Origin of the sequence: Lysobacter sp. M2-1, assembly GCF_022662495.1 — a bacterium.
GTDB lineage: Bacteria > Pseudomonadota > Gammaproteobacteria > Xanthomonadales > Xanthomonadaceae > JAKPBU01.
This window is the reverse complement of the sequence record NZ_JAKPBU010000002.1, coordinates 88,132-101,961: the sequence shown is the minus strand read 5'-3', so window position 1 is coordinate 101,961 and position 13,830 is coordinate 88,132. Positions and strand designations below refer to the sequence as shown.

Here is a 13,830-nt window from a genome sequence, read left to right as displayed (position 1 = left end):
AGCCACACGTGACCACGTTGAAGTGGGCGCAGACCCTCAAGCGCCAAGGCGGCGATGCTCGCGCGGGGGCGTGCCTGCACTCCGCCCCTTCGGTTGCACTGCGCTTCCCATCGTCGAGGTTCACCATGCCCCACTACGGCAAGTATCGCGGCACCGTCCGTGACAACGCGGACCCGCTGCAACAGGCGCGCCTGCTCGTCGCGGTGCCCGCTGTGAATGGCGCGTCGACCGCTTGGGCGCTGCCTTGCCTGCCGCCCGGCGTGAGCGCGACGCTGCCGGCCATCGACAGTGCCGTGTGGGTGGAGTTCGAGTCAGGCGACCTTACACATCCGATCTGGTGCGGGGTGTACTGGACGGACTCCGCGCAGGTGCCCATGCCGTTGCGCGATCCCGGCGTGCAGGCACCGGAAACCATCGCGCTGCGCACCCGCGACGGTGCAAACCTGCAGATCGACGCGCAGGGCATCGTGCTGGACAACGCCAAGGGTGCGATCGTCAGCCTGCGCGGCCCAGTCGTTTCCATCAACCACGGCGCGCTGGAGATCGTCTGATGGGCACGCCCGTGGTGACGATCGCCTCCACGCTGCTATGCGCCCATGGCGCCTCCGCAGGCGCCATCCCAGGCACCTCCCGCGTATACGCCAACGGCGCAGCATTGCTGTGCGTGGGCGATCCCGTCGTCGTGGCGGACTGCCCAGGGCCGCAGGCGCAACCACGTTGCACCGCGATCCAGCTGGCGGGCGCCGCGCGCGTGCGGATCCTGGGCCGGGCCGTGGCCTTGGGTTCCGATGCCACATGCGAGCCGAACGGTTTGCCTGCGGGCGTGATCGCGGTCAGTGAACGCGTGCGGGTTCGATAACCGTCGCGAGAACCGCACCGCACTTCCGCGATTGGAAACGAAGCCATCCGCCAGCTGCACTGCAGCCAGTTTGTGATGCATTTCGCCTGCGAACCATGCACGGTGTCGTGTGATGCCGCAGGCATTTGCGTTTCTGTGACCAAACGACATCGCCTTGCCGTCGCGACAGCAGTGCGCGCGGGCAAGATATGGACACAGCGGCGGCCGCGCCTCCGCAGGAGCCGCCGCGATGTCCGCCATCCTCGTCCTGGGCCGCGTTCTCATTGTCGCCTTCGCCGCGTGGTGTCTCACGACGATCACGACCGGCGATGCGCTGGCGGCGGGGACTGCCTATCGCGGCGTCAACCTGGCCGGCGCCGAATTCAACGCCGGGCGCCTGCCGGGCACCGTGCACAAGGATTACACCTATCCAAAAACCAGCGATGTCGATTACTTCGCCGGACGCGGCATGAACGTATTCCGGCTCCCGTTCCGCTGGGAGCGGCTGCAGCCGGCGCTGCAGGGCGAGTTCGACGCCGCTGAGCTATCCCGCATCGATGCGTTCATTGCGCACGCCACCGACCAGGGCCACTTCGTGGTGATCGATCCGCATAACTACGCGCGCTATCGCGGCGAAGTGATCGGCAAGGAGATCGAGGCCGCCGCGTTCGCCGATCTGTGGGCGCGGCTGGCGACCCACTACCGCGACAATCAGAAAGTCATCTTCGGGCTGATGAACGAGCCCAATGGCATGCCGACCGAACTGTGGCGCAACGACGCCAACGCCGCGATCCGCGCGATCCGCGCGGCCGGTGCCGACAATCTCGTGCTCGTTCCCGGCAATGCCTGGAGCACGGCGGGGACCTGGTTCCAGGACTGGTATGGAACCCCCAATGCGACGGCGATGCTGGAAATCGAGGATCCGGGCAACAACTTCGCGTTCGAGGTGCACCAGTATCTCGACAGCAACTCTTCCGGCACCTCGGAGACCTGCGTCGACGCGACCGTCGGCTCGCGGCGGCTCGAAGGATTCACCAAATGGCTGCGCATGCACGGCAAGCGCGGTTTTCTTGGCGAATTCGCCGGGGGCCGCAACGAGACCTGCCATGCCGCGCTGGAAGACATGCTCGCGCATGTCGAAGCCAATGCCGAGGTCTGGCTCGGCTGGACCTACTGGGCGGGCGGCCCGTGGTGGGGCGAATACATCTTCACCCTGCAACCCACCGGCTGTCCCACCGCCTGCGTCGATCGTCCGCAGATGGCTGCATTGCGGCCGTATCTGGATCCGCCGTAAGGCGGGAGATCGCGGCGCCGCAACGATCCGTGCGGGCGATGGCGCAAGCGCCGCGCGCCAGCGCTAGCGCGGCCCGAAACGTTTGACCGACAGCGCGGCCGCTTTCGCACGCTCGGCTTCGCGATTCTTGGGCGGCATCACGGTGAAGAGCGAATCGATCAGGATTGTGGCCGCCTCGCTGACCTGGTCGACCGCCCGCTCGAACGCGGCCTCGTTCGCCTTGGACGGCGTATTGAAGCCGCTGAGCTTGCGTACGAACTGCAGCGCCGATGCACGGATCTCGTCCTGCGAGGCAGGCGGTTCGAAGTTGTAGAGCGTGCGGATGTTCCTGCACATGGTTCCTCCGGTTGAATGGCCGTTCGGGACGCCCGCCGTCTGGCAGCGGGACGATACCCGGACGACGAACCAAGCTGCACGCCTTCGACCATCAGCCCCGGAGGACGAGTTTCGAGGTGGGTCACGACCCCGTTGCGGGCCCGTCGACCGCTGGCTAGTATGTTGACTAAGTCAACATAGAGCCCGCCATGGACGTCGTCCAGGAAGTCAGACGGTTCAACCGCTACTACACGCGCCTGATCGGGCTGCTCGACGAACACCTGCCCGAGACCGGCTACTCGCTGCCGGAGGGCCGGGTCATCTACGAGCTGGCCACCACGGGCCAGCAGACCGCCGCAGACCTCAGCCGCAGCCTGGGGATCGACAAGGCCCAGCTCAGCCGGCTGGTCCGCACCCTCACCGCCCGCGGGCTGGTGACCAGCGCGGTGGACGCCAACCATGCCAAGAAGAAGCCCCTGTCCCTGACCCCGGCCGGCCGGGTGGCCTTCACCGAACTCGACCACGGCTCGCACCTGCGCATGGCCGGCCTGCTCGAACCGGTGAGCGAAGCCGGGCGCAAGACCCTGGTCTCGAGCCTGCGCCGGATCCAGGACACGTTCGGCGCGCCCGAGCGCGTGCCGGCACCGGTGAGCCTGCGTCGGCCGGTCCCCGGCGACCTGGGCTGGGTGATCCATCGCCAGGCCGTGTTGTATGCCCACGAATACGGCTGGGACTGGACCTACGAAGCGCTGGTCGCGAGGATCCTGGGCGAGTTCGCGGCCGGGTTCGATCCCGCGCGCGAAGACGCCTGGATCGCCGAACGCGGCGGCCAGATCGTGGGTTCGATCTTCCTGATGGCCGGCGACGAACCCGGCGTCGCCCGGCTGCGCCTGCTCTACGTCGAGCCAGGCGCGCGCGGCACCGGCCTCGGCCGACGGCTGGTCGAGACCTGCATCGCCCGTGCGCGCGAACTGGGCTACCGCCGGCTCACCCTGTGGACCAATGACGTGCTGACCGCGGCGCGACGGATCTACCAGGCCACTGGCTTCGAACTGACCGCGCAGGCCCCGCACCAATCCTTCGGCAAGGCGCTGGTCGGGCAGACCTGGGACCTGGCGCTGTAAGGGCGCGTCGGTGCACACCAGGTGCGCTGCAGGTTTCCGTCTTCGACCCAGATCGCCACAAGCGCCGATCCGCGAGCTGCAACGTGACCTAGGCCCCGATTCGTTCTTTTTGCACGGTTGATCCCGCTGCCGGTGGCCCATCGCCGGGGCCCCCTGCGTTGGCAGGTGGAAGTCGCGCGCATCGGGCCTGCGACCCATCCGGGAGAAGCGCATGCAGACCGAAACCATCGACGGCACCGTCGTGAGTGCCGCTGTCCAGCGAGCCACGAGCAAGGTCACGGTCTATTCCGAAATCGTGTTCCGCCTGGCGGACGGCTCCGAACGCCGCATGGACAAGGTGGCGGTCGCCCCGGGTGTTGCCGAGGCCCTGCAGCCCGGGTCGCGGGGGCGCTTCTACGCCTACAAGGCAATCGACCACAAGGGCATCATCGCCGCACGCACGCAGGGGGGCCACGCGGCGTTCGTCATGCCCAGCGGCAACGAACGGATCATGCTGATGGCGGCCATCGTCGGCTCGGCCTATTTCATCGTCATGCTCATGACGCGCGGCGGGCTGAGCCTGCTCGCGCTCGCGCTTGGCGTGCTGGGCGGTTTCGCCTACCACTCCTACCGCAAGCTGCGTATCGAAAGCCGCGCGCGCTACGACGCGGACAGTGGCTACGCGGCGGCATCGCTGGCCCGGTCGGAACCCTCGACTGCCGGCGAGGTGAAAAGTACCTGATGCTCGCAGGCATGCATTTGCGCGACACGTGTGGAGCGCGACCTCGCCCTTGCGGGAGTTCCTGAACGGAAAAGTCTGCCCCGCATTCAAGTCGGTGAACGCCTTCAAGGACGGCCCGCACAACGGTAGCCCGCATGCCTGTGCAGCGTGATTGCGATATCGTTCGACCCCTTCCTGATGTCGGGACAGCATGACAAGACGCAGGCAAAGCGGGCTCGATAGCGTTGCAGCGTTGCCCTGGCCGGTGGGGATCGTGCTCGGTGTCGTCGGCTTCGTCGCGATCCGCTACGGAATCGGCTGGTTCTTCGGCGCATCGGACGGACGCATCGGCCAGGAGATCGCCGACCAGGCTTCCGGCGGAATGCTCGCACCGCTGGCCTGGCTGGTGATGGGCCTGTGCTGGTTCGCGGCCCTGGTGTCGTACCTGCGCGGCCGCGCGCGACGCAAGCTGCTGGATGCGCAGACCGGGCTGGAGAGTTTCAACCGCGCGCACTGGCGCGAGTTCGAACTGCTGGTCGGCGAGGCGTTCCGCCGCCAGGGCTACGCGGTGGAGGAAACCGGCCAGGGCGGCGCCGATGGCGGCATCGACCTGATCCTGCGCAAGGGCGGGCGCACGACGCTGGTGCAGGTGAAGCGATGGCGCCGGGTGCAGGTGGATGTGCGCGTCGTGCGCGAGATGTACGGTCTGATGGTGCATCACCGCGCCGACGCCGTCTGCATCGCCGCCCTCGGCGGCTTCACCCGCGCCGCAGAGCGCTTCGCCAGCGACAAACCCATCGAACTGATCGACGCGCCGGCGCTGCTGGCACTGGTCTCGAGCGTGCAGCAGGACGGGAGCCTCGGGAGCATCGAGCCGTCGCAACCCGATCGCTCCGAAGCAACGCCGGCAGCCAGAGCGGCACCGGCGTGCCCGCACTGCCGGACGACGATGGTCCTGCGCCACAACAAGTCGACCGGGGAAGCGTTCTGGGGATGTTCCGCCTACCCTGCCTGCCGCGGCACGCGTGCCGCATCCGCGCTGGATTGAGGAAAACAGGGGTCGAAAACAGGGGTCAGAGTACCAATTCCCTCCGCGGACGACCCGGCTGTCCGAGTCCTGCCCGTCGCTTCAACTGGTCCTCGATCTGCGCCTGGAATTTTGATGTGCCCAAGGCCCGCTGCCGCTGCACATAAAGGCGGATCGCCGCCAGATCTTCGTCCGGAATGCCCTGACCCACCAGTTCGCGATACCGGGCGCATCGCTGCTCGTCATCCACGCCAAGCCGCAGATAGACCTCGTGCGGCATCACCGCCGCATCATGGCGACCCATGCCGTTGGCAGCAAAGCTCGACCAGCGGTAGGCCTGCGGCTCCGTCACCATACCCGCCCTCACCGGGTTCAGTTCAATGTAGCGATAGCAGGTCATTACATAGCGCTCGCTATCCACCAGGCTGGACTTGTATCGCCCTTCCCACAGCGTCCCGGTCCTGCCGGCCGAATCGTTGATGTATCGCACATATCGCCGCCCGACTGCCTGCATCATCCGCGCCACCGAACCGATGGCCTCCGGCGTGACCAGGAGATGCACATGGTTGGTCATCAAAACGTACGCGTGCACTCTGCAACCGGAGGCTGACGCCGCGTCGCGCAGATCCTGAAGATAACGCGTGTAGTCCGCTTCACAGTAGAAGCACGCCTGCCGGTCGTTACCGCGCTGGATGACGTGCTGCGCCACTCCCGCCAGATCCAGCCGCTTGGTCCTTGGCATCCGGTGCCTCTCCGTCTTGAAGAGAAGCAATCGTCGCGTGGAAGCGGCTCAGCGCCTATCGGTGCCGCTACCAGAGAACGGTAGGAAATCTACGGAACAGGCCGTCAGAAAAGGTACTCTGACCCCTATTTCATATTTCACGCTGGAACAGGCTGTCAGAAAAGGTACCCTGACCCCTATTTCTACCTATTTCTACGCAAGGCCAAGCAACGACTCGTGAGCGAAGTTCTGGACTCGTTGATCGCGCAGAACAGTCGCTAGCTCGCGACTTCACGAACGCCAAAAACAACAAGGCCCGCATCGCTGCGGGCCTTGTGCTTTATGGGGCTGGATTAATTGCCTCCGTCCCGTTTGTTCCAGGCTGTGAATCGTTGATGCTTGACCATCCGACACCTCCCGGGGGATTGTCCCCGTTCAAAGGTGTCCGTCAAACCCGGGCCAGCTCACTCCGTCCCTTTTGATTCTTTGACTCAAACCTGAGCCAGAACTTCTTCGACATACTTTTCGTCGAAATTCTCATCAGCCAGGTCCATCGCCATCTCTCTAATGGCTTGGTCTGCAAATCTTGCTTTCAAATCAAGCGTGAGTGCGTCGAGCAAGTAGCCGAGCATCTCTTTTCGAATAGCTCCGGCGACAAAGAATTGCAGCAGCCTGCGGAAGTTTGCCCGGTTCACGAATATGTACTGATCTCCGGCGAGTTGAACGGGAGCGCTTGCGCCCCCCTTGTTAAGCAACCGCAGGTGCTCATCAAGCTCTGTCCTGTACATCAATTGAAAATCTTCAGGCGAAAGCTTCCCCATAAGCAATTCGGATATATCGGAGCGCTTCATGTCGCCTATGTACCTTCAGGCTTCTTCGGGGGAGGAGGAGGAACTGGCCGCCCCTCTGGCCCGCCAGTTAAGGGCTTCCTATGCTGAAACTTACCTGCTCGGTCATACGAATCCTTGTAAGTCTTTATCGTCTTTCCATTCTCGTTCTTTACCCGCACATATTCAGCACGACTTTGACCAGACCCCTTACCAGGGCGGACTTCAGTCGTTTTGGTGAATCGACCAACACGCTCCGTCCTGACACTTCTTTGGACTTTGCTGTGAGTGATTTTGGCAACAACAATGACGGCCGCAAGCTGAGTTATCCGCGGCCCGGAAATTTCCGGATTTTCAATGAAGTCACCTATAGCCTGCCCTAATACAGCACCTTCTTCAGCACCACTTCCTGCCGTAGTCGCTGCGGCTTCGCCACCTGCCCATACGCGCATCTTTTCTTCGTCATCGCCCATCATCAGACCGACTGATGCGCCATAGCCGATTTCGCATGACCGGCATTCTTGCCTGCCGTCAGGATCTTTGAATGAATACGGATTGTTGGCGGCGTATTTGTAGCGGTTGAAGTTGTCGCCAGTGTTGCCATCCGCGGTCACCGGATCGACTGACAGGAACCTCCCCAACAACGGGTCGTAATACCTCTGCTGCATCTGCACCAGCCCCGTCGCCGCATCCTCCACATGCCCGGTATAGCCCGGGCCGTCGCGGCCGGCCCGCATCGGCTTGCCATAGGGCTCGTAGTCAGTCCGCTCAACCTCCTGGCGATTGGCATCGGTCACAACCACCGGGCTGCCCAGCGCGTCGGTGTGCTGGTACTGGGTCGTCACCGTGCCGCCGCCAACGGGCCATTCCCGCGTCGCGATGAGACTGCCGCCCAGGTACACGTAGTTGGTGTAGGTGTTGGTCCGGTGGTCCTTGACGAAGCCCAGCTGACCCGATTGAGCGTAGAAGCTGTACTTGCTGGCCGTGGTGGAGTCCAAAAATCGGCGCCCGTGCCCGTCGTAGGCGTAGCTGGAGGACGGTGAGTTCACACCCCGCAGGCGGTTACCATAGTCGAAGGCGTAGACGGTGCTGTTTCTATCCTTAAGGTTGCCTTGCGGGTCGTATTCCAGTGCCCAGAATGGGTCACTAGCATTCGCCCCTGTGCATACCGGCCCCTTGCGCACGAAGGCCAGCTGCCACTGAGGGTTGTAGCAGTAGTAATGGTCCCGGCTGGGGTTACCCTCGGTCACCTGGGTCCGGGTGAGGTTGTCCAGCACGTCATAGCTGTAGTTGGCCGTGCCGAACATCATCGGTGCGCTGGTGCTGATCAGGCGGTCCAGCGCGTCGTAGACCATGCTCCGGTCCCCATGATTACCGGTGCGGCCGTCGCTAATCGCAGCGACGTTGCCATTGCGGTCGTAGTCATAGCCATCGTTGAGCACCGCACTCGCACCGCAAGCGCCGTAGCTGTCGCAGCTGGTATCGGGCAGCTGCCGCACGTTCTGGGTCAGGGTGTGGGTGATCCCGTTGCCGTAGGTGAACTGCTGGATCGCCCCGTTGGGGAAGTAGCTCACCCCACTGGCGAAGGTGCCGGCCTGGGTCGGACGGCCCAGGGCATCAGGCGCGTAGTCGACGGTCAATGGCCCGGGGTAGGTATCGCTCGCCAGGTGCCCGTTGGCATTGTAGGTATGCCCGAGCGACCAGTTGATCGATCCGTACAGCATCTGCTCGTTGGTCGGCAGCCGGCGCCGGTTGTAGGTGTAGTTGGTCGTCACCTGGCTGGTGCCGCCGTTGTCGGCGGTGATGCTGGCCAGCAGACTGTCGGGCGTATAGGTCGAGGTGGTATTGCCCAACCCGTTCGGGAAGCTTAACGTCTTGAGCCGGTTGCGGGCGTCGTAGGTGCGGTCCGCTCGGCGGGCGGCTACCGTCGCTGAACTCAGACACTCAGCGCCCGTGGCTGCATAGCCGGCCGCCGACCATGACAGGTTGCCCGCTGCGTCGTAGCCCATGGCCGTGACCCCAGTCTCCGGTTCGTCAGTACGGCACAGCTCCTGGTTCGAGTTGTAGGTGTAGCTACGGGTGGCGCTGAGCGTGTCGTCCGCATTGCGGCGCTTGATCGTGAGCGGCTTGCCATGTGGGTCGCGGGCGATCTCCGTGGCGTTTGTACTGGTAGGTGCGTACCGGGTGACACCAACCGGGGCCTCCGTGCTGGGCTGATCGTAGGCCTGGTACTGGATTGCCGTCTGGTAACCGCGCGGGTTGGTGACCCGGGTCTGAAAGCCGCTCAGGTACTCGGTCGTGGTCGTCAACGGACCCAGTTCCGAGTTCTGCGCCACCGTCAACGTCCGATCGAGCGCGTCATAGGTGTACGTGGTGCCTTTGAGCGTGGTGTCGGCGTAGTTGGTCAGGCTGGCCAGCGGGTAGGACTGGAATACCAGCCGGCCCGCATCGTCGTAGCGCTTGACCACGAAGCTGTAGCTGGTCGAATCGCCGTTGGCGAAGGATTCCTCCACGACCGGCCGCCACAGGGCGTCGTAGCGCGTGACCTTGAAGCCGTTGCCCGTGTATTCCGACAGGCGCCAGTGACTGGGCAACCCGTAGATGCCAGGCTTGAACGCAAAGTCGCGCGTCGTCGAGTTCCAGGCAACCGTGTCGCCGTCCGGGTAATCGATCAGCGACAGCCGCCCCATCGCGTCGTACTGATACTGGGTGACGAAGCCGTTCTCATCGGTGACCGAAGCGATGGTGCCGTCATTGTTGACCACCGCCGATTCGGTCACCGGGGTGGGTTGGTCCGTCGTGGCCGGATGGGTGATCGTCTGCGGGATGCCGCGCATCCAGTTCGAGAGCGTGGTGATGTTGTTGTTGCCGTCCTTGACCGTGGACAGGGTGCCGTCCTGGGTTCCGGTGGTCAGGTTGTAGGTCAGGGTCTGCTGGATCTTGCCGAACGCCTTGGTCTGCAGCGGTAGGGCGGTGGCAGCGTCGTAGCTGGTCTCCGACACCACATGCCCATTGCACGACTGGGTTGATGACGGAATCGAAGTGAGGCAGGTCACGCTCTTGACCTGGCCGATCACCCACGCCGTCTTGTTGTTCTCGTAGACGATCTGCTCGGTCTTCTCGTACGTGACCGTCTGCGCCTGCGCGCCCAGCGGCGACAGGCATGCCAGGAGCGCAGCCACCGGCCAGGCGCGGCGCTGAAAGAAACGCGCGGTCTTCGTGCTCCGGAGCCCGTTCATGGCGCGCCCTCCCCCGGATCCGCAGGCACTTCTGGCGGCGGCTCCTCGGGTACCAGCAGGCTGGTATCGCCTTCCACCTGCACGGTCTTGACCGCCGAATACGGGCTGCAGCCGTTGGCGTTGCAGGCCTGCACCTGGTACTGGTAGGTGCCGGCGATGTTGATCGTCCGGGCCGTGCTGGTGCCGGCGCCGGTGTAGACATCGTTCCACCCGGTGCTGTTCCGGTTCTGCTGCAACACGTAATTGGTCGCAGTGGAGACGCTGGTCCAGCTGACCGTGAACGGCTCGTAGGTCTGCGCGGTGGTCGGCGCGGTCAGGGTGGGCGCCGGCAACGGCGAGGAGACCGTGGTGGTATCGATCGCCGAATAGGCGGCGCAGCCGGCCCCGTTGCAGGCGCGGACCCGATAGTCGTAGGTGCCCGTGCCCTTGGCGGACGCGGCCCAGCTCACGATGCCTGCGTCCACGATGTTGACCCAACTGCCGCCGTTCTTACGCTCGTCCAGCTCGTAGCGGGTCGCCAGCGAGACCGCCGTCCAGCCGACGGTGTAGCTGCCGCTGGTGTTGGTGGCCGGCGCGGTCAGCGTGGGCACGCCGCTGGGCGGAATGGCGACCTCGGTGGTCTTGATCGCCGACCAGCCGGAACAGCCGGCGCTGTTGCAGGCGCGCACCTGATAGCTCCAGCTGCCATCGGTCTTGCCGGAGAGCGATCTGCTGGTGGCCGACGTGTTCTGCAGGGTGGCCCAGCCGCCCTGGTTCTTCTGTTCCTGCAATTGATAGGTCGCGGCGCCCGAGACGGCGGTCCAGCTGACCGTAAAGCTGCCGGTGGCGTTCGTGGCAGGCGCGGTCAGCGTTGGGGCCGTACCCGGCGGCAGAACGAGCGTTGTGCCCGGCATCGTCTTGGCCACGGTGCCGGTTCGGGTGATCTTGGTCGGTTGCGCGAACTCGTCGAAACAGTAGCTTCCGGCGACGGGCACCGCGCAGGTCTTGTCGACCTCCCAGATGAAATCCGCCCCGTCCTGCAAGGTGGCGGTCCAGACCCGTGGGCGCGGATACTCCGAGACGAAACCTGCCCCACGGGGTTGCGGGCTGACGCCGATCCTGGCCGAGTAGGCCTGGCCGGAGGTCGCATAGTTGTAGTCGTTGAGCACGGTGCGCAGCGCGTTCGACCCCTTGCCGGTCTCGACGCTGAGCGCCTTGCCTTCGTTGTAGCGGTAGCTGTTGCCGTAGAGGTGCTTGGTCCAGCTGCCGTCGGGCTCGGTGATGGTGACGCTGCGCGCACCGGCGCAGTCGTCACTTGTGCATACGGGATCCAGGCAATTGGACTGGGTGCAGACCGGTTCGGTCTCACCAGGCGGATATTGCCAGGTGCCGAGCCCGCCCGACCACGCATACGTCCATGTGCCCGTTGTAATACCGGGGCCGGAAATTTGGCGGTTCTTGAGCGTCAGCGAGAAGGCCCGCACCGGCAGGAGGAAGAAGTCATCGCTCTTGCCGTTCGGGTCGGGCTGGCCCGGGCTCCGGTAGTTTCGGCAGATCGCCGGCACGTTGGTCCGGCCGAAGCGCACCGGCCCGACGGTATAGGTGCCTGTCGCTCCGGAGGGATGGGTGATGGTGCCGGTGAAATTGTCGGCAAGCACAGAATCCAGCTGGAAACATCCGTACGGGCGCGCCTCGTCGCCGGACGGCTGGATCACTGCGTTGGACAGGTTGGCAAACGAGAGCTGCCAACTGCTCGTATCCGGCAAGGTCACGCTGGACAGGGAATTACCCTGGTAGCCGTAGCTCCAGGTATGCGATCCATCGCTGACCGTGGAAATGAGGCCGCTGGTGTTGTAGCCGAAGGTGAGGGTGCGGCTGTCGTTGGAGGTGATCTGCGTGATCTTGAGCGCCTGGGTCGGCGTGTTGGAATAGCTATAGGTCACCCAGTTGCCGAAGCGATCCTCCACCCGCGTGACATACAGCGCGACCTTGAAGCGCGCTGCGGTGAAGCCGAGCGGATTGCCCTCCCAATCGTGACCATAGTCCACTCCTTGATACTTGTAGTCCGGCTCTCGAGTCCGGGCCATGTGATTGAACCAGTACTTGGTCCCGTCGCTGGCGATCGCCAGGAATCCCTGGCCGGTGCCATTGGCGATGCTCGACAGACAGCTGAAATAGGTGTTTCCGGCGGTTACCCACTTGTAAGGCCCGCCCGTGCTCGGCTTGGGCCAGGTCGTGGTCGCCTGCAGCATCTCGCCGCCTCCGGGCATGTCGGCATAGTTACCAGACCAGAATTCGTCCGCGGGCAGCCCCCCAGCGCCCATCGGCGGCACAGCCACGTCACAGCGGTTGTCGTGCCATGCCTCTTGGAACACGCCGCTGAGATGGGGAATGTCCAGTTCCCATTCGGCAAACGGATGGGCATAGCCTGTGTAGCCTTCCCGATTGGTCACCGTGAATTTCCGCGTAACCGCCACCGGCAGCTTGCTGTTGCCCGGGATGGACACGTCCGTGGCGGTGAACGACAGCACGCCCGAATACAGGTCGAGGCTGTCGCCGAACACGTTGTCCGCGCTCAGCGCGGCCACGGCACGTTTGGACTCGATCAGGCGGTCGTACTCTTCCCACGCCTGCTTGCCCTGGGCGCTCGCCACCACGGGCAACACGCACAACACCACCGCCGCGCCCGCAAGCGCGACAGCCCTGGTCCATCCGGCCATGCTTCCCCTTCCCGTTCCCTTTCAGCCTTGCGGCCGAATCCTGTATCCCCTGCCGCGACGATCTCCTCGTCCGGCATCCGGCTTATCCGTCAGCGGTGAATCGTTGTCAAGACTTAAGCAGCCAATCTGATCGGCACGAAAATCATCGGGTCTGATTCCTGCGGCAGCCGACGCATGCCGGCGGGACACCAGCAACGGTCATCAACCTGATGTTCGGGAATCGACCCCCAACCTATCTCCCCGCCGCAATCTGCCGCAACGCCCGCTCGAACACCTCGACCGGCTGACCGCCGGAAATCAGGTGCTTCTGGTCGATGATCACGGCCGGCACGCCCTGGATGCCGCTGCGCAAGTAGAACTGCTCCTCGGCGCGGACCGCGTCGGCGTAGGCATCCGAGGCAAGGATCTCCCGCGCACGGTCGGCCGACAATCCGCTGTCGCCGGCAATGCGGACCAGGGTGTCGTGATCCGACACATCCTGCCCGTCGCTGAAGTAGGCACGCAACAGCGCATGCTTGAGTTCGCGCTGTCCGCCTTCTACCCCCGCCCAATGCAGCAGCCGGTGCGCGTCGAAGGTGTTGTAGATGCGGCGACGCTCCGGCGAGAAGGTGAAACCCAGCGTCGCACCGCGCTCGCGGATGCGCTCGTGGTTCTGGGCGAGCTGTTCGGCGGACAACCCGTACTTCTTCGCCAGGTGTTCACCGATGTCCTCGCCTTCGGCGGCAAGCTGCGGGTTGAGCTCGAACGGCCGGAAGTGGACGTCCGCTTCCACTTCACCCTGCGTGCGCGCCAGTGCCTGTTCCAGCGACGCCAGTCCGATGGCGCACCACGGGCAGACGACATCGGAGACAAAGTCGATGCGCAGACGGATCGGAATTCTGGCGGTGTCGGGCATGGTGGGCTCTGGCGCGAGAGACAACGCAGCCTACATAGCCGCGGTTGCCCAAGGGTGATGGCCCGTGGAACGGAGTATTCCTGCGTCGATCGTTTCGTATTCGCCAGATACCGCTGTTCACGAACGAACACTGGGGAAATCGCTCCGTCGG

12 protein-coding genes are annotated in these 13,830 nt (G+C 64.4%); 6 read left to right on the top strand and 6 right to left on the bottom strand.

The genetic code is table 11. The annotated features are described in order from the left end of the window. The first annotated feature begins 17 nt into the window (after positions 1-17). The 3 genes from MC375_RS09390 to MC375_RS09380 all read left to right on the top strand — a co-directional run bounded on the left by MC375_RS09390 (position 18) and on the right by MC375_RS09380 (position 2,132). Complete coding sequence (locus tag MC375_RS09390) at positions 18-551, top strand: phage baseplate assembly protein V (protein WP_242103092.1); 534 nt, start codon at positions 18-20, stop codon at positions 549-551. Then, the gene (locus MC375_RS09385) at positions 551-859 is read left to right on the top strand and encodes a hypothetical protein (RefSeq protein WP_242103091.1); all 309 of its coding nucleotides are present in this window, start codon (positions 551-553) and stop codon (positions 857-859) included. The genes MC375_RS09390 and MC375_RS09385 overlap by 1 nt, the downstream gene beginning before the upstream one ends. Before the next feature lie 229 nt (positions 860-1,088). Next, a complete protein-coding gene (locus MC375_RS09380; protein ID WP_242103090.1) occupies positions 1,089-2,132 on the top strand; it encodes a glycoside hydrolase family 5 protein in 1,044 nt (347 codons plus the stop codon). Positions 2,133-2,195: 63 nt separating this feature from the next. On the opposite strand, the gene MC375_RS09375 is transcribed toward MC375_RS09380, so the two are convergent. Then, positions 2,196-2,468 (bottom strand): DUF2277 domain-containing protein, encoded by a 273-nt coding sequence (locus tag MC375_RS09375; RefSeq protein ID WP_242103089.1) that lies wholly within the window; start codon positions 2,466-2,468, stop codon positions 2,196-2,198. Between the two features lie 188 nt (positions 2,469-2,656). Here MC375_RS09375 and MC375_RS09370 point away from each other — a divergent pair, with 188 nt between their 5' ends. The 3 genes from MC375_RS09370 to MC375_RS09360 all read left to right on the top strand — a co-directional run bounded on the left by MC375_RS09370 (position 2,657) and on the right by MC375_RS09360 (position 5,319). Next, positions 2,657-3,571, top strand: coding sequence for a helix-turn-helix domain-containing GNAT family N-acetyltransferase (locus MC375_RS09370; protein WP_242103088.1), 915 nt, complete (start codon positions 2,657-2,659; stop codon positions 3,569-3,571). Between the two features lie 211 nt (positions 3,572-3,782). Then, complete coding sequence (locus MC375_RS09365; RefSeq protein ID WP_242103087.1) at positions 3,783-4,292, top strand: hypothetical protein; 510 nt, start codon at positions 3,783-3,785, stop codon at positions 4,290-4,292. A gap of 190 nt (positions 4,293-4,482) precedes the next feature. After that, a complete protein-coding gene (locus MC375_RS09360; RefSeq protein ID WP_242103086.1) occupies positions 4,483-5,319 on the top strand; it encodes a restriction endonuclease in 837 nt (278 codons plus the stop codon). A gap of 25 nt (positions 5,320-5,344) precedes the next feature. On the opposite strand, the gene MC375_RS09355 is transcribed toward MC375_RS09360, so the two are convergent. The 5 genes from MC375_RS09355 to MC375_RS09335 form a co-directional block, all read right to left on the bottom strand. Beyond that, positions 5,345-6,040: a transposase gene (locus tag MC375_RS09355; protein ID WP_242103085.1), complete on the bottom strand. Its 696-nt coding sequence runs from the start codon at positions 6,038-6,040 to the stop codon at positions 5,345-5,347. A gap of 470 nt (positions 6,041-6,510) precedes the next feature. Beyond that, complete coding sequence (locus MC375_RS09350) at positions 6,511-6,870, bottom strand: hypothetical protein (protein WP_242103084.1); 360 nt, start codon at positions 6,868-6,870, stop codon at positions 6,511-6,513. Between the two features lie 5 nt (positions 6,871-6,875). After that, a complete protein-coding gene (locus MC375_RS09345; protein WP_242103083.1) occupies positions 6,876-10,085 on the bottom strand; it encodes an RHS repeat-associated core domain-containing protein in 3,210 nt (1,069 codons plus the stop codon). After that, on the bottom strand, positions 10,082-12,784 hold the full coding sequence (locus MC375_RS09340) for a chitinase N-terminal domain-containing protein (RefSeq protein WP_242103082.1): 2,703 nt from the start codon (positions 12,782-12,784) through the stop codon (positions 10,082-10,084). The genes MC375_RS09345 and MC375_RS09340 overlap by 4 nt, the downstream gene beginning before the upstream one ends. Positions 12,785-13,016: 232 nt before the next feature. Continuing rightward, positions 13,017-13,679 (bottom strand): DsbA family oxidoreductase, encoded by a 663-nt coding sequence (locus MC375_RS09335; RefSeq protein ID WP_242103081.1) that lies wholly within the window; start codon positions 13,677-13,679, stop codon positions 13,017-13,019. Positions 13,680-13,830: the final 151 nt, after the last annotated feature.

What these genes read in the sequence shown, in the direction of transcription:
- MC375_RS09385 (WP_242103091.1), top strand. Translation starts at nt 551, where the DNA reads ATGGGCACGCCCGTGGTGACGATCGCCTCCACGCTGCTATGCGCCCAT.
- MC375_RS09380 (WP_242103090.1), top strand. Translation starts at nt 1,089, where the DNA reads ATGTCCGCCATCCTCGTCCTGGGCCGCGTTCTCATTGTCGCCTTCGCC.
- MC375_RS09375 (WP_242103089.1), bottom strand. Translation starts at nt 2,468, where the DNA reads ATGTGCAGGAACATCCGCACGCTCTACAACTTCGAACCGCCTGCCTCG.
- MC375_RS09370 (WP_242103088.1), top strand. Translation starts at nt 2,657, where the DNA reads ATGGACGTCGTCCAGGAAGTCAGACGGTTCAACCGCTACTACACGCGC.
- MC375_RS09365 (WP_242103087.1), top strand. Translation starts at nt 3,783, where the DNA reads ATGCAGACCGAAACCATCGACGGCACCGTCGTGAGTGCCGCTGTCCAG.
- MC375_RS09360 (WP_242103086.1), top strand. Translation starts at nt 4,483, where the DNA reads ATGACAAGACGCAGGCAAAGCGGGCTCGATAGCGTTGCAGCGTTGCCC.
- MC375_RS09355 (WP_242103085.1), bottom strand. Translation starts at nt 6,040, where the DNA reads ATGCCAAGGACCAAGCGGCTGGATCTGGCGGGAGTGGCGCAGCACGTC.
- MC375_RS09350 (WP_242103084.1), bottom strand. Translation starts at nt 6,870, where the DNA reads ATGAAGCGCTCCGATATATCCGAATTGCTTATGGGGAAGCTTTCGCCT.
- MC375_RS09345 (WP_242103083.1), bottom strand. Translation starts at nt 10,085, where the DNA reads ATGAACGGGCTCCGGAGCACGAAGACCGCGCGTTTCTTTCAGCGCCGC.
- MC375_RS09340 (WP_242103082.1), bottom strand. Translation starts at nt 12,784, where the DNA reads ATGGCCGGATGGACCAGGGCTGTCGCGCTTGCGGGCGCGGCGGTGGTG.
- MC375_RS09335 (WP_242103081.1), bottom strand. Translation starts at nt 13,679, where the DNA reads ATGCCCGACACCGCCAGAATTCCGATCCGTCTGCGCATCGACTTTGTC.